The organism is Parasediminibacterium sp. HNIBRBA5674, from assembly GCF_056745525.1.
Window position 1 is genome coordinate 24,958 of sequence record NZ_JBQWIE010000033.1, and the last position, 13,727, is coordinate 38,684.

The window sequence follows — 13,727 nt, forward strand, 5'->3', positions numbered from 1 at the left end:
TGTTTGTGTGTTGAAAATATCCCCTTACTTTTGCAACCCCAAATCGAAATAATGGGATTTAGGCTATGTCTCAAAGAATCAGAATTAAATTACAATCATACGATCACAACTTAGTAGACAAATCTGCTGAGAAAATCGTAAAAACAGTTCGCAGCACTGGTGCTGTTGTAACAGGTCCAATTCCTTTACCTACACACAAAAGGATTTTTACCGTGTTGCGTTCACCACACGTAAATAAGAAAAGCCGCGAGCAGTTCCAGTTAGCTACTCACAAGCGCTTATTGGATATTTACACTTCTTCTTCTAGAACTGTAGATGCATTAAGCAAGTTGGATTTACCTTCTGGTGTTGAAGTTGAGATTAAAGCTTAACAAATTCCTGAAAAGGAAAACAAGTTCTTAAAAATGTTTCATCTCTCAATTCTGTAACAAGAAGAAAAGAGCTCTGAGTAAGATACAATTCTAATCTACAAAAGATTGGATTAACATATAAACAGGCCCTTCGAGGTTTGTTTACTGTCGGTACTTCCTCTTCTTTCCCGCCAAAACGGGATTGAAAACACTGGAAAAGGTCGACAGCAAACAGGGATTGAATTTTGGTTTCATCACCAAAATGTCCTATATACCGAAGCGGGGCATAAACCGCAAACACGATGAAAGGTATTATTGGTAAAAAAATCGGGATGACCAGCATCTTTGGTACAGACGGCAAGCAAATTGCCTGTACCATTATAGAAGCGGCTCCAAACACCGTTACACAGGTAAAAACTGCGGATATAGACGGTTATACTGCACTTCAATTAGCTCTAGGCGACAAGAAAGAAAAGCATACTACAAAAGCCGAGCTTAATCACTACGCAAAAGCACAAACTGCTCCTAAGAAATTTGTAAAAGAATTTCGCAACTACTCAATAGAAAAAAATCTTGGTGAAACTATCTCTCTAGACATCTTTGCAGAAGGTGATGAAGTGGAAGTTGTAGGCACTACAAAAGGTAAGGGTTTCCAAGGTGTTGTAAAGCGTCATGGTTTCTCTGGTGTGGGTGAAGCTACACACGGTCAACATGATCGTTCAAGAGCGCCAGGTTCTATTGGCGGTTCTTCTTATCCTTCACGTGTATTTAAAGGTATGAGAATGGCTGGCCGTATGGGTGGCGACAGAGTTAAAATGAAGGGCTTGAAAGTTGTAAAGATTTTCTCTGAAAAAAATTACATTCTTATTAGTGGTTCAGTTCCTGGCCACAACGGTTCAATCGTTTTAATCCAGAAGTAATCACTTTTAATTTTGAAGAACAATGCAAGTAGATGTTTTAAATATACAAGGACAAAAAACCGGCAGAACGGTTGAATTACCAGATGAAGTATTTGGTGTTGAACCAAACGATCACGTTATTTATTTAGCTGTAAAGCAATATTTAGCTGCTCGTCGTGCAGGTACGCACAAAGTTAAAACGCGTGCTGAAGTACAAGGTGCAAGCCGTAAACTTCACAAACAAAAAGGTACTGGTGGTGCTCGTAAAGGTAATATTCGTAACCCTTTGTACAAAGGTGGTGGTACAATCTTCGGCCCAAAACCTCACAAATACGATTTCAAATTGAATCGTAAAGTGAAAGACCTAGCTAAAATCTCTGCTCTTAGTTACAAAGCAAAGGAGTCTGCAATATTAGTTGTTGAAGACTTAGCGATGGAAACACCAAAAACAAAACAATTGGTTGAAGTATTGAAAGGTTTAAATGTTGAAAACAAAAAATCTATCATCATTCTTCCAGAATATAATGATAATGTTTATTTAAGCACTCGTAACGTGCCAAATGTTACAAGTACTTTATTAGCAGATATCAATACTTACGAAATTATGAATGCTGATTTTTTAGTAATTACTGAAAGCACAGCAAACATTTTTGTAGACAATGAAGTAGCTGCAGAAGCTTAATTGAAAACGTTTCAATATTAATAAGATGATACTTACAGATGTATTGGTAAAGCCTATTTTAACTGAAAAAGCAAATGCTCAACAAGATAAGTTGCGTAGATATGCTTTCAAAGTAAATCGTAAGGCTAACAAATTGGAAATCAAAACAGCAGTTGAAACTTTTTACGGTGTAACTGTAACTGATGTGAATACTTTAGTTGTTCCAGGTAAAAACAAAAGCCGCCAAACTAAAACTGGTCTTGTACAAGGTGTAAAACCTTCTTACAAAAAAGCTTTTGTAACTGTTGCTGAAGGCGAGACGATAGATTTATACGCAAATATTTAATTATAGCAAACGAAGCTGATAAGTTCGTAATAAAAGTTTTAAGAAAATGGCATTAAAGAAATACAAACCAATGACCGCCGGTACTCGCTGGAGAATTGGTAATGCTTATGCTGAAATCACTACTAATAAACCAGAAAAAAGTTTGTTAGAGCCTGTAAAAAAATCAGGTGGTCGTAATGCACAAGGTCGTCGTTCAATGAGATACATTGGTGGTGGTCATAAAAAACATTATCGTATCATAGATTTCAAACGTAATAAGTTTGATGTTGAAGCGACTGTTGCTTCTATTGAATATGATCCAAATCGTACAGCATTTATCGCATTATTGCATTATGCTGATGGCGAAAAAAGATACATCATTGCACCGCAAGGTTTGCAAGTGGGCGCAAAAGTTACTTCAGGCAACGATTCTGCACCAGAAATTGGTAATGCATTACCAATGAAGAATATGCCTTTAGGTACTATGATTCACAATATTGAAATGCAACCAGGCCAAGGTGGTAAATTAGTTAGAAGTGCAGGTACTTCAGCTCAATTAGCCAATAAGGAAGAAAAATACGCGGTTATTAAAATGCCTAGCGGTGAGTTAAGAAAGTTATTGATTAACTGTTATGCTACAATTGGTGTTGTTTCAAATAGCGATCATAGCTTGGAACAAGCTGGTAAAGCTGGTGTTAACCGTTGGAAAGGTAGAACTCCAAGAACTAGAGGTGTTGCGATGAACCCTGTAGATCACCCGATGGGTGGTGGTGAAGGTAGAGCTTCTGGTGGTCATCCACGTAGCAGAACTGGTAAGTATGCTAAAGGTGAAAAAACTAGAACAAGAGGTAAAGGAAGCGATAAATTAATTATCCAACGTAGAGACGGTAAGAAATTAAGTAAGTAATTATCATTGTTAAAATATCCTACAAAATGCTGTAGGGGAATAAACAACAAACATACAAATATGGGTCGTTCTATTAAAAAAGGTCCTTATGTTGATGCTAACCTAGAGGTAAAAGTATTAAACGTAAATGAAGGCAAAGCAAAGAAAGGTGTTATTAAAACTTGGAGCCGTAGAAGTACAATTACTCCAGATTTCGTAGGTCACACTTTCGCAGTTCATAATGGTAACAAGTTCATTCCAGTTTATGTAACCGAGTTCATGGTTGGTCATAAATTAGGTGAATTTTCACCAACAAGAAACTTCAGAGGTCACGCTGGTTCAAAAAAATAAATTAGTTTCTAATTTGAGGTCATAACTCTCAAATTTCAAATCAGAATAAAATGGAAGCAATAGCTAAATTAAATAACTATCCCACAGGCCCACGTAAGATGCGTTTGTTAGCTGATGTGGTTCGTGGTATGGAAGTGGAAAAAGCGCTGGCTATACTAGAATTTCACCCACAGCATAATGCAGTGCCTTTAGCAAAATTGTTAAAGAGTGCTATTAGCAACTGGGAACAAAAGAATAGTGGTGCAAGTGCAGCTGACAGCAGTTTGGTTTTAAAAACAATCTTTGTAGATGGTGGTCGCGTTATTAAACGTATGCGTCCGGCACCACAAGGCCGTGGTTATAAAATCCGCAAACGCAGCAACCATGTAACAATAATTGTAGATTCAAAAAATTAATTGAAACCATAATATGGGTCAGAAAGCAAATCCGATTGGCAACAGGTTAGGTATCATCCGTGGATGGGAAAGTAACTGGTATGCTAACAAGAAAGATTACTCAGTTAAATTAGTTGAAGATAATAAAATTCGTACTTACTTAACTGCTCGTATCAGTAAAGGTGGTATCGCTAGAATTGTAATTGAGCGTACATTAGGTAAACTAATTGTAACAATTCATACAAGTAAGCCTGGTATCATCATCGGTAAAGGTGGTGGCGAAGTAGATCGCATTAAGGAAGAGTTGAAGAAATTAACTAAGAAAGATGATGTTCAAATCAATATCTTAGAAATTCGTCGCCCTGAATTAGATGCTACAATTGTAGGTGATACAATTGCTCGTCAGATCGAAAATCGTATCAACTTCAAACGTGCTATTAAAATGGCAATTGCCTCTACACTTCGTATGGGTGCAGAAGGTATTAAAGTAAGAGTAAGTGGCCGTTTAGGTGGTGCTGAAATTGCTCGTTCTGAAGAGATTAAACAAGGTCGCACACCATTGCACACTTTCCGTATGGATATTGATTATGCAAGTGTTTTCGCCCAAACTGTTTATGGTAAAATTGGTATTAAGGTTTGGATCTGTAAAGGTGAGGTTTTAGGTAAAAGAGAACTTAACCCGAACTTTGTAGGTGGCAAGAATGATATGAGCGAAAGAAGAGATGACCGTAGTGGTGGTGACAGAAGACAAGGTGGTGATAGAAGAGATGGTGGTGGTCGTCCAGGTGGTGATAGAAGAGGTGGTGGTGATAACCGTGGTCCAAGAAGAAACTAATTTTCCAATTAGTCAATCAATTATCGAATTTTCAAATTGAAATAAATGTTACAGCCGAAAAGAAGCAAACATAGGAAGCAACAAAAAGGACGCATTCGTGAAGTTGCTAAGCGTGGTACTTATATTGCCTTTGGATCTTTTGCCCTTAAAGCATTAGAACCAATTTGGTTAACCAGTCGTCAGATTGAAGCTGCCCGTCAAAGTATGACACGTGCCATGAAGAGAGAAGGAAATGTTTGGATACGTGTTTTCCCTGATAAAATTATAACTAACAAACCTGCAGAGGTGCGTATGGGTAAGGGTAAAGGTAATCCAGAATACTGGGCTGCTGTAGTAGAACCAGGTCGTATCATTTTTGAGTGCGATGGTGTTACAGAAGCTACTGCTAAGGAAGCAATGGGCTTAGCTGCACAAAAATTACCTATAGCTACCAAATTCATCGTAAGAAGAGATTTGCAAGCTTAATTTAAAAAACCTAATTACAATGGTTAAGAAAGTAGAATTTAATAAAGAACTAAGAAACCTGAATGAGGCTGATTTAAAAGCTCGCATTCAAGAAGATAGCTTACGTTTAAAGAAATTAGAATTTGCTCACGCAATTTCTCCTCTTGAAAATCCAGTAAGCATTCGTGGTTTGAGAAGAGATATTGCCCGTTTAAAAACGGAATTAACAAAAAGAGCTTTGGCTTAATAAACCAGATAACATGGAAACTACGGTTGTAAGAAATTTGCGTAAAACAAGGGTTGGTATTGTTACTAGCAACAAGATGACTAAAACCATCACAGTTGCAGTTGAAAGAAAGGTAAAGCACCCTATTTATGGTAAGTTCGTAAAGAAAACCACTAAATTTCATGCTCATGATGAAAAGAATGAGTGTACAATTGGTGACGTTGTAAAAATTATGGAAACTCGCCCACTTAGCAAAACTAAGCGTTGGAGACTTGTTGAAGTAATTGAGAAAGCGAAGTAATATAGTATCAAGCTACGTGCTGACAAGTTAGCCTTAGCCTCTGAATATAAATTGTGTTAAATAACCAATAGCAAACGCTAGCGGTGAAAAGCTTAAGAAAATGATCCAGCAAGAAAGTAGATTAAACGTAGCTGATAATAGTGGTGCCAAAGAAGTACTTTGTATAAAAGTACTTGGTAATAGTGGACAAGACTATGCTAAAATTGGTGATAAAATTGTTGTTACCGTAAAAGCAGCTATACCTGCAGGTGGCATTAAAAAAGGTACTGTTTCAAAAGCAGTTATCGTTCGTACAAAAAACAAGTTGCGTAGAAAAGATGGTTCTTATATACGTTTTGATGACAACGCAGTAGTGTTGTTAAACAATGCTGATGACCCTCGTGGTACACGTATCTTTGGCCCAGTTGCCCGTGAACTTCGTGACGCTGGCTACATGAAAATTATTTCTTTGGCGCCTGAGGTTCTTTAGTACAACAATGAACTTATAGTTCCAGTGTGCGACGCAACAGAAGCTACACACAGATTCTTAGCTGATAACAAAAATATTTATCTGCCAATGGCAGAAAAGACAAAAGGGTAATAAAAATGAGTACAAGATTTAAACCCAAATTTAACATCAAGAAAGGCGACACTATAGTTGTGATTGCTGGTGATGATAAAGATTTGAAAAAGCCACGTAAGGTTTTAGAAGTAATAGTAGACAAAGAAAGAGTTGTTGTTGAAGGTGTTGCGATTGCTACTAAACACACTAAACCTACGGCTCAAAACACTAAAGGTGGTATTGTAAAAGTAGAAGCTTCTATCAACATTTCTAATGTAATGTTGTGGGATGCTAAAACTGGTGCTGCTACTAAAATCACTCGTACAAGAGAAAATGGTAAATTAGTTCGTATAGCTAAAAAATCAGGGGAGGTAATTAAATAATGAGCACAGTAAAATATACTCCAAGATTAGCAGTTAAATATACTAAAGAAGTTATTCCTGCTTTGATGAAGAAGTTTGATTACAAAACTGTAATGCAAGCTCCTAAGTTGCAAAAAATTTGTGTTAACCGTGGTGTTAATGGCGCTGTTACTGATAAAAAATTAGTTGACATAGCTGTTGATGAACTAAACACGATTACTGGTCAAAAATCAGTACCAACATATTCTAAGAAGGATATCTCAAACTTCAAATTGCGTAAAGGCATGCCAATTGGCGCAAGAGTTACTTTACGTGGCGAGAAAATGTATGAATTTCTAGATAGACTGGTTTCTGTTGCTTTACCACGAGTACGTGACTTTAAAGGCATTAGCGATAAAGCTTTTGATGGCAGAGGTAACTATACTTTAGGTGTAACTGAACAAATCATTTTCCCAGAAATAAATATTGATAAGGTAAATAAAATTACTGGGTTAGATATCACTTTTGTAACTACAGCTTCTACTAACGAAGAAGCCTACGAGTTATTAAAAGAATTGGGTATGCCGTTTAAAAATATCAAAAAAGAGAACAACTAAAATATTATGGCAAAAGAATCAATAAAAGCCAGACAAAGAAAACGCGAAAAGATAGTAGCGAAATTTGCTGAAAAACGTATCGCTTTGAAAGAAGCTGGTGACTATGCAGCTTTAGATTTACTACCTAAAAACGCTTCACCTGTAAGATTGAAAAATCGTTGTCAATTAACAGGTCGTCCTAAAGGCTATATGAGATATTTCGGTATTTCACGTGTTATTTTCCGCGACATGGCTTTAAATGGTTTAATACCAGGCGTTAAAAAAGCAAGTTGGTAATCTGCTCAAGCCCCCAAGGGAACTAAGCAAATATTTTTTACAACAAGATTAATTTATATAAACATGGTAACTGATCCTATAGCAGACTTTTTAACAAGGATTCGTAATGCTCAAATGGCAGGTCATAGAATAGTTGAAATTCCAGCTTCTAACTTGAAAAAGCGTATGACTGAAATTTTGTACGAGCAAGGTTACATTCTAAAATATAAGTTTGAAGAAGATACTAAACAGGGTTTAATTAAAATAGCCTTGAAGTACGATCCTACAACTAAACAAGCAGCTATTCGCTCTTTAGAAAGAGTAAGCCGTCCAGGTTTGCGTCAGTACGCTAAACCAACAGAAATTAAAAGAGTAATCAATGGCCTTGGTGTTGCTATTATAAGTACATCTAAAGGTGTTATTACTGACAAACAAGCTAAGGCTATGAATGTTGGTGGTGAGGTACTTTGCTACATAAGCTAAAATAATTGTTCGACAATATAAGCCTTTTAGTCGGGGCTGAAAACGAACTTGTTTCATAATAATAAATTTAAACGACTATGTCTCGTATAGGTAAAAAGCCAGTAGCCATTCCAAATGGTGTTACTGTCACAGTTGGAAAAGATAATGTTGTTACAGTTAAAGGACCTAAAGGTACTTTGTCTGAGACTATTGATAGAGATATCAAAGCAGAAGTTGTTGGTAATGAACTAATTATTTCTCGTCCTACTGGTCAAATACGTCACCGTGCTATGCATGGTTTGTATCGTTCCTTAGTTCACAACTTAGTAGTTGGCGTTACCGATGGCTTTACAAAAAACCTTGAACTTGTGGGTGTTGGTTACAAAGCTGCAAACACTGGTAATACTTTAGATTTAGCTCTAGGTTATTCTCACAATATTATTTTTGAAGTTCCTAGCGAATTGAAAGTAAGTACTTTAACTGAGAAGGGTAAAAACCCTATTATTTCTTTAGAAGGAAGTGATAAACAGTTAATTGGCCAAGTTGCTGCTAAATTAAGAAGCTTACGTAAACCAGAGCCATATAAAGGTAAGGGTGTTAAATATGTAGGTGAAGTATTAAGAAGAAAAGCAGGTAAAGCGGCTGGTAAATAATTACAATTAATAAACTTCCGGCAGAATCGGAGGTTGTAAATAGATAACAATGAACACTAAATTAGAACAAAGACAAAAAATCAGATTTCGTATTCGTAAAAAGATCTCTGGTACAGCTGCTAAGCCACGTTTGTCTGTTTTCAGAAGTAATGCTGAAATCTATGCACAACTAATTGATGATGATAACGCCGTAACATTGGCTGCTTCATCTTCTAGAGAAAAAGATATCCTTGCACAAAAGGTTGCTAAGATAGAGAAATCTAAACTAGTTGGTGCTGCGATAGCTCTTAAAGCTAAAGAATTAGGTATCACAACTGTTGTTTTTGATAGAGGTGGTAACCTTTACCACGGTCGTATCAAAGCAGTAGCTGATGGTGCAAGAGAAGGTGGTTTACAATTTTAATTTCTACTATAACAAATAATATTTAGATAAATGTCTAAAATACTTGATTCTAAGATAAAAGCAGGTGGTGATGATGAACTAAAAGAGAAAGTAGTTTCTATTAACCGTGTTGTTAAAACAACAAAAGGTGGTCGTACTTTCAGTTTTTCAGCCCTTGTAGTTGTTGGTAACGACAACGGTGTGGTTGGCCAAGGCTTAGGTAAAGCAAAAGAGGTACAAGAAGCAATTGCTAAAGGTATTGATGATGCAAAGAAAAACTTAGTGAAAGTTCCTATTATGCACGGAACTATTCCTCACGAGCAACTAGCTAAATCTGGTGCAGCTAAAGTTTTAATTAAACCAGCAGCGCATGGTGCGGGTGTAATTGCAGGTGGTAGTATGCGTGCTGTTCTTGAAAGCGCTGGTATTACTGACGTACTTGCAAAAAGTTTAGGTTCTGCAAACCCACACAATGTGGTTAAAGCAACAATTGAAGCTTTAAAATTACTACGTGAACCAATTCAAGTTTCAAAAACTCGTGGTATTAAATTAAGTAAAGTATTTAACGGATAAAATAAGTTAGCCTCAAATTGGATTGGTATTACAACTAACCTTACATTTGATGCCGACTAAATAACGAAGGTTATGGTAAAGATTAAAATCACACAGGTTAAAAGTGGTATTGATAGATCTGAGCGTCAAAAGCAAACTTTAATTGCTTTAGGCCTAAGAAAAATGAATGCAACTAAAGAAGTTGAAGCAACTCCTCAAATTCTTGGTATGGTTAATAAAGTTAGCCATTTAGTAAAAGTAGAGGAATTAGCATAATTTAAAAATCAAGCGAGGGGTGATGCCCCGTAAGTACAAAATCATTACACATGAAATTACATACTCTAAAACCTGCTGAAGGTTCAGTACATAAAGAAAAAAGAATTGGTCGTGGTGAGGCAAGTGGTAAAGGTGGCACCTCTACACAAGGTAACAAAGGTAGTCAGCAACGTGCTGGTTACCAGCGTAAAAACGCTTTTGAAGGTGGTCAGATGCCAATTCAACGTCGTATACCAAAACGTGGTTTTAAAAACAACAACAAGATTGAATTTGTGGTTTTCAATTTAGGTCAGATTGAAACACTACAAGAAAAATATGCCTTCCCTGAATTTTCTGTTGAACAGTTGTATATAAACGGTTTAATCAGCAAAACTGATAAAGTTAAGATTTTGGGTACAGGTGAATTAAAATCTAAACTCACCTTCAAAATAAACGCATTAAGTGCCAAAGCAAAGGAGGCCATAGAGGCAGCTGGTGGCAGCGTTGAAATTGTAAAGTAATTTAACGTAATTTGCCAGACGCATCCATCAACGATGCGTCTTTTTTGGTTTTAGGGAATTAACTTTTAACTCAAGAACTAACGTGAAAAAATTCATAGATACTCTTAAAAACATTTGGACGATTGAAGAATTACGTAATAAAATTATCGTAACCCTAGCTTTCGTGTTCGTTTACCGTTTGGGTAATCACATCGTATTACCTGGTATCGACCCTACTTTATTAGATGCAGCTAAGGCCAATTCTAAGAGTAATGGTTTACTTAGTCTTTTTGATACTTTTGCTGGTGGTGGCTTCTCTCAAGCTTCTATCCTTGCATTAGGTATTATGCCATATATCTCTGCTTCAATTTTTATGCAGCTAATGACCATTTTGGTACCTCAACTACAAAAAGTTCAGAAAGAAGGTGAAAGTGGTCGTAAGAAAATTAACCAATGGACACGTTACCTAACTATAGTAGTAACAATGTTCCAAGCTGGTGCTTATATCGCTTACTTGAAGAGTCCAGGTTACGCAGAAGCGTTGATCCCTGCTTATGCTAGTTTCTTTACTGTTTCTACAATTATCACATTAACTGCAGGTACATTATTTGTAATGTGGTTAGGTGAAAAAATTCAAGATAAAGGTTTAGGTAACGGTACTTCAATTATCATCATGGTTGGTATCTTAGCTCGTTTGCCGCAATCTATCTTGCAAGAGTTTACTGCAAAAAGTGAAAAAGCTGGTGGTGGTTTATTAATCTTCCTAATCGAGGTTGCTATTTTAGTAGCTATCATTATGGGCTTAATCATTTTAGTACAAGGTGTACGAAAAATACCTGTTAACTATGCTAAGCAAATTATCGGTAACCGTCAGTTTGGTGGTGCAAGACAATTTTTGCCTGTAAAAGTTAATAGCGCTGGTGTTATGCCAATCATCTTTGCGCAAGCTATAATGTTCTTACCCACTTTAGTATCTTTCACTAATTTAGATTCTGCTAAAGGTTTAGTAAAAATATTTAGTGATCACAGCAATGTTTGGTACATGATTATTTACTCTGTAATGGTAATTGGTTTTACTTTCCTTTACACTGCATTAATCTTTAATCCGAAACAAATAGCTGAAGATTTAAAACGCAACAACGGTTTTGTACCAGGCGTAAAACCAGGTGAACCAACTGCTGATTATATTGGTGCTATCATGGATAAAATTACTTTACCAGGTGCTATTTTCTTAGCTGCTGTAGGTATTTTACCAGGCTTTGCACAACGCTTAGGTGTAATACAAGGTTTCAGTACTTTCTTTGGTGGTACAAGTTTGTTGATAATGGTAGGTGTTGTTTTAGATACTTTGCAACAAATTGAAACTTACTTATTAATGCGTCAATACGATGGTTTAATGAGTAGTGGTCGTGTACAAGGCAGACAAGTTTCAAGCAGTATGCCTGCAACAACTATCTAATTTTAAGATTCTATTTAAAATACTTTAAACCTGTTGGGCTATCCTAACAGGTTTTTATTTTGTTGCAGTTTTACTATTTAAATAGTAGCCATGGTAATTTTGTAAATCATTTCAAGTAATATATAATGAGCTTTTCGAAAAATTTGGTGTATTATAAAACAGAGGCAGAAGTAGCGTTAATGAAAAAGGCAGCTACACTTGTAAGCAAAACACTTACTGAAGTGGCTAAAATATTAAAGCCAGGTGTTAGCACTTTGCAAATTGATAAATTATGTGCAGAGTTTGTAAAGGATAATAATGCCATTCCTTCGTTTTACAATTATAGAGGTTACCCTCATAATATTTGTGCGAGTGTTAATGACGTGGTGGTTCATGGCTTTCCAAATAATGTTGCTTTAAAGGATGGTGACATTGTATCTATTGATATGGGAGTGATTTTAAATGGTTGGCATGGTGATCATGCTTACACATTTATTATTGGCGAAGCAAGTGAAAACGTAAAAAAGTTAGTAAATATTACCAAAGAAAGTTTATACAAAGGCATTGAGAAAGCCATTATCAATAATAGAATTGGGGATATTGCTTTTGCTATTCAAGAACATACCGAGAAGAAGAATAAATATGGGGTGGTAAGAGAATTAGTAGGTCACGGTCTTGGTAAACATTTGCACGAAGACCCAAATGTTCCAAACTTTGGTATGCGTGGTACAGGCATGAAATTGAAAGAAAATTTAGTACTTGCTATAGAACCAATGATTAATCTGGGTAGTAAAGACGTTTATACAGATAACGATGGCTGGACGGTTAGAACAAAAGATGGGTTACCTTCGGTACACTTTGAACATGATGTGTGTATAAAACGTGGTAAAGCTTTAATTTTATCTGATTACAGTATTATTGAAGCAGCTGAACAAGCTAATCCCAACTTGACACCATCACTTGTAATACCTTTTTAAAATAGTTGTTACAATTAAAAAGGACTTTCTGTTTAGAAAGTCCTTTTTAATTTAGTGAAGATGTATTTTACTAGATAACAGCTTTTCTGACTCTTACTAATTGCTCTAATAAATTTTCTAATTTGCTCAGGTGTAACATATTAGCACCATCACTTAATGCCACAGCAGGATTTGGATGCGTTTCAATAAATAAACCATCTGCACCTGTAGCAATAGCAGCTTTAGCGATTGTTGTAATTAAATTAGGATTGCCTCCAGTAACACCACTTGTTTGATTAGGTTGTTGCAAACTGTGTGTGCAATCCATAATTACAGGTACACCGTGTTCACTCATCCAAGGAATATTTCTGTAGTCAACCACTAAATCTTGATAACCAAAAAAGTTACCTCGCTCTGTAAGCATTACTTGGTTATTACCAGCTTTTTGTACTTTTTCTACTGCAAACTTCATAGAAGGGCCATTTAAAAACTGCCCTTTTTTTACGTTTACTACTTTACCTGTTTCAGCAGCAGCTACTAATAAGTCTGTTTGTCTACATAAAAAGGCCGGTATTTGTAAAATATCTATGTATTTGGCAGCTTCTGCGGCTTCTTCATGTGCATGAATGTCAGAGGTGGTTGGCAATTGAAAAGTATCACCCACTTTTTTTATCAAGTCTAGGCCCACGCTGTCGCCCAAACCTGTAAAGGATGCTGCATTAGTTCTATTTGCTTTGCGGTAACTGGCTTTAAACACGTAAGGTATTTCTAGCCTACGGCAAATCTTAGACACTTTATCCGCAATTTCCATCACCAATTCTTCACCTTCTACTACACATGGGCCGGCAATTAAAAAAAAGTTATCAGGATTGTATGATTGTTTTTCGAATAAATTAGACAAATAAGATGGTATCATTCTTAGTATTTTTAAATGTAGAATGATGCGAAATTAGGCAAATGCATTTGTTTGATATTATATTAACGTGAGTTCGGTTTAAGGTGCTAAGCAAAGTTGTTTAGAATCTTCCATTTGGATGTTGAGTGAAGGCTTTTTGGTGAAGAAAGAATAAGCTGCCAATGTACTCATTACATTGAACAGAAAACCATTGATTGAGCGATGTCT

General features: G+C 36.2%; 24 protein-coding genes. 23 read left to right on the forward strand and 1 reads right to left on the reverse strand.

The genetic code is table 11. The features are described from left to right. Nucleotides 1–65 precede the first annotated feature (65 nt). From rpsJ to map, 23 genes are all read left to right on the forward strand, one after another. Nucleotides 66–371: a 30S ribosomal protein S10 gene (rpsJ, locus tag ACT9TX_RS14740; RefSeq protein WP_026770720.1), complete on the forward strand. Its 306-nt coding sequence runs from the start codon at nt 66–68 to the stop codon at nt 369–371. Nucleotides 372–652: 281 nt separating this feature from the next. Continuing rightward, nucleotides 653–1,270 carry a 50S ribosomal protein L3 gene (gene rplC / locus ACT9TX_RS14745; protein ID WP_481339391.1) on the forward strand — a complete coding sequence of 206 codons (618 nt, stop codon included), beginning with the start codon at nt 653–655 and terminating at the stop codon, nt 1,268–1,270. 22 nt (nt 1,271–1,292) lie between these two features. Continuing rightward, nucleotides 1,293–1,931, forward strand: coding sequence for a 50S ribosomal protein L4 (gene rplD, locus ACT9TX_RS14750; RefSeq protein WP_481339392.1), 639 nt, complete (start codon nt 1,293–1,295; stop codon nt 1,929–1,931). 25 nt (nt 1,932–1,956) lie between these two features. Then, nucleotides 1,957–2,256 (forward strand): 50S ribosomal protein L23, encoded by a 300-nt coding sequence (gene rplW, locus ACT9TX_RS14755; RefSeq protein ID WP_481339394.1) that lies wholly within the window; start codon nt 1,957–1,959, stop codon nt 2,254–2,256. 46 nt (nt 2,257–2,302) lie between these two features. Further along, complete coding sequence (gene rplB / locus ACT9TX_RS14760; RefSeq protein ID WP_481339396.1) at nt 2,303–3,142, forward strand: 50S ribosomal protein L2; 840 nt, start codon at nt 2,303–2,305, stop codon at nt 3,140–3,142. Nucleotides 3,143–3,202: 60 nt separating this feature from the next. Continuing rightward, a complete protein-coding gene (gene rpsS / locus ACT9TX_RS14765; protein WP_481339398.1) occupies nt 3,203–3,472 on the forward strand; it encodes a 30S ribosomal protein S19 in 270 nt (89 codons plus the stop codon). Nucleotides 3,473–3,522: 50 nt separating this feature from the next. Beyond that, entirely contained in the window at nt 3,523–3,867 is a 345-nt protein-coding gene (rplV, locus tag ACT9TX_RS14770) for a 50S ribosomal protein L22 (protein WP_481339400.1), read from the forward strand. A gap of 13 nt (nt 3,868–3,880) precedes the next feature. After that, entirely contained in the window at nt 3,881–4,681 is an 801-nt protein-coding gene (rpsC, locus tag ACT9TX_RS14775) for a 30S ribosomal protein S3 (protein ID WP_481339402.1), read from the forward strand. A 45-nt stretch (nt 4,682–4,726) separates the two neighbouring features. Beyond that, nucleotides 4,727–5,146 carry a 50S ribosomal protein L16 gene (gene rplP, locus ACT9TX_RS14780; RefSeq protein ID WP_481339404.1) on the forward strand — a complete coding sequence of 140 codons (420 nt, stop codon included), beginning with the start codon at nt 4,727–4,729 and terminating at the stop codon, nt 5,144–5,146. A gap of 19 nt (nt 5,147–5,165) precedes the next feature. Further along, complete coding sequence (rpmC, locus tag ACT9TX_RS14785) at nt 5,166–5,372, forward strand: 50S ribosomal protein L29 (protein WP_481339406.1); 207 nt, start codon at nt 5,166–5,168, stop codon at nt 5,370–5,372. 13 nt (nt 5,373–5,385) lie between these two features. Then, a complete protein-coding gene (gene rpsQ / locus ACT9TX_RS14790) occupies nt 5,386–5,652 on the forward strand; it encodes a 30S ribosomal protein S17 (protein ID WP_481339408.1) in 267 nt (88 codons plus the stop codon). A 100-nt stretch (nt 5,653–5,752) separates the two neighbouring features. After that, complete coding sequence (gene rplN, locus ACT9TX_RS14795) at nt 5,753–6,121, forward strand: 50S ribosomal protein L14 (protein WP_481339410.1); 369 nt, start codon at nt 5,753–5,755, stop codon at nt 6,119–6,121. A gap of 116 nt (nt 6,122–6,237) precedes the next feature. Next, the gene (gene rplX, locus ACT9TX_RS14800; protein WP_481339412.1) at nt 6,238–6,576 is read left to right on the forward strand and encodes a 50S ribosomal protein L24; all 339 of its coding nucleotides are present in this window, start codon (nt 6,238–6,240) and stop codon (nt 6,574–6,576) included. Continuing rightward, a complete protein-coding gene (rplE, locus tag ACT9TX_RS14805; protein ID WP_481339414.1) occupies nt 6,576–7,151 on the forward strand; it encodes a 50S ribosomal protein L5 in 576 nt (191 codons plus the stop codon). Before rplX ends, rplE begins: the two co-directional genes overlap by 1 nt. Nucleotides 7,152–7,157: 6 nt before the next feature. After that, a complete protein-coding gene (gene rpsN, locus ACT9TX_RS14810) occupies nt 7,158–7,427 on the forward strand; it encodes a 30S ribosomal protein S14 (RefSeq protein ID WP_481339416.1) in 270 nt (89 codons plus the stop codon). A gap of 63 nt (nt 7,428–7,490) precedes the next feature. Then, nucleotides 7,491–7,889 (forward strand): 30S ribosomal protein S8, encoded by a 399-nt coding sequence (gene rpsH, locus ACT9TX_RS14815; protein WP_481339418.1) that lies wholly within the window; start codon nt 7,491–7,493, stop codon nt 7,887–7,889. A 77-nt stretch (nt 7,890–7,966) separates the two neighbouring features. Then, nucleotides 7,967–8,521, forward strand: a complete 555-nt coding sequence (gene rplF / locus ACT9TX_RS14820) for a 50S ribosomal protein L6 (RefSeq protein ID WP_481339420.1) — start codon at nt 7,967–7,969, stop codon at nt 8,519–8,521. A gap of 49 nt (nt 8,522–8,570) precedes the next feature. After that, entirely contained in the window at nt 8,571–8,924 is a 354-nt protein-coding gene (rplR, locus tag ACT9TX_RS14825) for a 50S ribosomal protein L18 (RefSeq protein WP_481339422.1), read from the forward strand. A 30-nt stretch (nt 8,925–8,954) separates the two neighbouring features. Continuing rightward, the gene (gene rpsE / locus ACT9TX_RS14830) at nt 8,955–9,476 is read left to right on the forward strand and encodes a 30S ribosomal protein S5 (RefSeq protein WP_481339423.1); all 522 of its coding nucleotides are present in this window, start codon (nt 8,955–8,957) and stop codon (nt 9,474–9,476) included. 72 nt (nt 9,477–9,548) lie between these two features. After that, nucleotides 9,549–9,731: a 50S ribosomal protein L30 gene (rpmD, locus tag ACT9TX_RS14835; protein WP_481339424.1), complete on the forward strand. Its 183-nt coding sequence runs from the start codon at nt 9,549–9,551 to the stop codon at nt 9,729–9,731. A gap of 50 nt (nt 9,732–9,781) precedes the next feature. Beyond that, the gene (gene rplO, locus ACT9TX_RS14840; protein ID WP_481339425.1) at nt 9,782–10,231 is read left to right on the forward strand and encodes a 50S ribosomal protein L15; all 450 of its coding nucleotides are present in this window, start codon (nt 9,782–9,784) and stop codon (nt 10,229–10,231) included. A gap of 82 nt (nt 10,232–10,313) precedes the next feature. Continuing rightward, nucleotides 10,314–11,669 (forward strand): preprotein translocase subunit SecY, encoded by a 1,356-nt coding sequence (gene secY / locus ACT9TX_RS14845; RefSeq protein WP_481339427.1) that lies wholly within the window; start codon nt 10,314–10,316, stop codon nt 11,667–11,669. Between the two features lie 125 nt (nt 11,670–11,794). Further along, on the forward strand, nt 11,795–12,625 hold the full coding sequence (gene map, locus ACT9TX_RS14850) for a type I methionyl aminopeptidase (protein ID WP_481339428.1): 831 nt from the start codon (nt 11,795–11,797) through the stop codon (nt 12,623–12,625). 70 nt (nt 12,626–12,695) lie between these two features. On the opposite strand, the gene kdsA is transcribed toward map, so the two are convergent. Next, nucleotides 12,696–13,520: a 3-deoxy-8-phosphooctulonate synthase gene (kdsA, locus tag ACT9TX_RS14855; RefSeq protein ID WP_481339429.1), complete on the reverse strand. Its 825-nt coding sequence runs from the start codon at nt 13,518–13,520 to the stop codon at nt 12,696–12,698. Between the last annotated feature and the right edge of the window lie 207 nt (nt 13,521–13,727).

What these genes read in the sequence shown, in the direction of transcription:
- rpsJ (WP_026770720.1), top strand. Translation starts at nt 66, where the DNA reads ATGTCTCAAAGAATCAGAATTAAATTACAATCATACGATCACAACTTA.
- rplC (WP_481339391.1), top strand. Translation starts at nt 653, where the DNA reads ATGAAAGGTATTATTGGTAAAAAAATCGGGATGACCAGCATCTTTGGT.
- rplD (WP_481339392.1), top strand. Translation starts at nt 1,293, where the DNA reads ATGCAAGTAGATGTTTTAAATATACAAGGACAAAAAACCGGCAGAACG.
- rplW (WP_481339394.1), top strand. Translation starts at nt 1,957, where the DNA reads ATGATACTTACAGATGTATTGGTAAAGCCTATTTTAACTGAAAAAGCA.
- rplB (WP_481339396.1), top strand. Translation starts at nt 2,303, where the DNA reads ATGGCATTAAAGAAATACAAACCAATGACCGCCGGTACTCGCTGGAGA.
- rpsS (WP_481339398.1), top strand. Translation starts at nt 3,203, where the DNA reads ATGGGTCGTTCTATTAAAAAAGGTCCTTATGTTGATGCTAACCTAGAG.
- rplV (WP_481339400.1), top strand. Translation starts at nt 3,523, where the DNA reads ATGGAAGCAATAGCTAAATTAAATAACTATCCCACAGGCCCACGTAAG.
- rpsC (WP_481339402.1), top strand. Translation starts at nt 3,881, where the DNA reads ATGGGTCAGAAAGCAAATCCGATTGGCAACAGGTTAGGTATCATCCGT.
- rplP (WP_481339404.1), top strand. Translation starts at nt 4,727, where the DNA reads ATGTTACAGCCGAAAAGAAGCAAACATAGGAAGCAACAAAAAGGACGC.
- rpmC (WP_481339406.1), top strand. Translation starts at nt 5,166, where the DNA reads ATGGTTAAGAAAGTAGAATTTAATAAAGAACTAAGAAACCTGAATGAG.
- rpsQ (WP_481339408.1), top strand. Translation starts at nt 5,386, where the DNA reads ATGGAAACTACGGTTGTAAGAAATTTGCGTAAAACAAGGGTTGGTATT.
- rplN (WP_481339410.1), top strand. Translation starts at nt 5,753, where the DNA reads ATGATCCAGCAAGAAAGTAGATTAAACGTAGCTGATAATAGTGGTGCC.
- rplX (WP_481339412.1), top strand. Translation starts at nt 6,238, where the DNA reads ATGAGTACAAGATTTAAACCCAAATTTAACATCAAGAAAGGCGACACT.
- rplE (WP_481339414.1), top strand. Translation starts at nt 6,576, where the DNA reads ATGAGCACAGTAAAATATACTCCAAGATTAGCAGTTAAATATACTAAA.
- rpsN (WP_481339416.1), top strand. Translation starts at nt 7,158, where the DNA reads ATGGCAAAAGAATCAATAAAAGCCAGACAAAGAAAACGCGAAAAGATA.
- rpsH (WP_481339418.1), top strand. Translation starts at nt 7,491, where the DNA reads ATGGTAACTGATCCTATAGCAGACTTTTTAACAAGGATTCGTAATGCT.
- rplF (WP_481339420.1), top strand. Translation starts at nt 7,967, where the DNA reads ATGTCTCGTATAGGTAAAAAGCCAGTAGCCATTCCAAATGGTGTTACT.
- rplR (WP_481339422.1), top strand. Translation starts at nt 8,571, where the DNA reads ATGAACACTAAATTAGAACAAAGACAAAAAATCAGATTTCGTATTCGT.
- rpsE (WP_481339423.1), top strand. Translation starts at nt 8,955, where the DNA reads ATGTCTAAAATACTTGATTCTAAGATAAAAGCAGGTGGTGATGATGAA.
- rpmD (WP_481339424.1), top strand. Translation starts at nt 9,549, where the DNA reads ATGGTAAAGATTAAAATCACACAGGTTAAAAGTGGTATTGATAGATCT.
- rplO (WP_481339425.1), top strand. Translation starts at nt 9,782, where the DNA reads ATGAAATTACATACTCTAAAACCTGCTGAAGGTTCAGTACATAAAGAA.
- map (WP_481339428.1), top strand. Translation starts at nt 11,795, where the DNA reads ATGAGCTTTTCGAAAAATTTGGTGTATTATAAAACAGAGGCAGAAGTA.
- kdsA (WP_481339429.1), bottom strand. Translation starts at nt 13,520, where the DNA reads ATGATACCATCTTATTTGTCTAATTTATTCGAAAAACAATCATACAAT.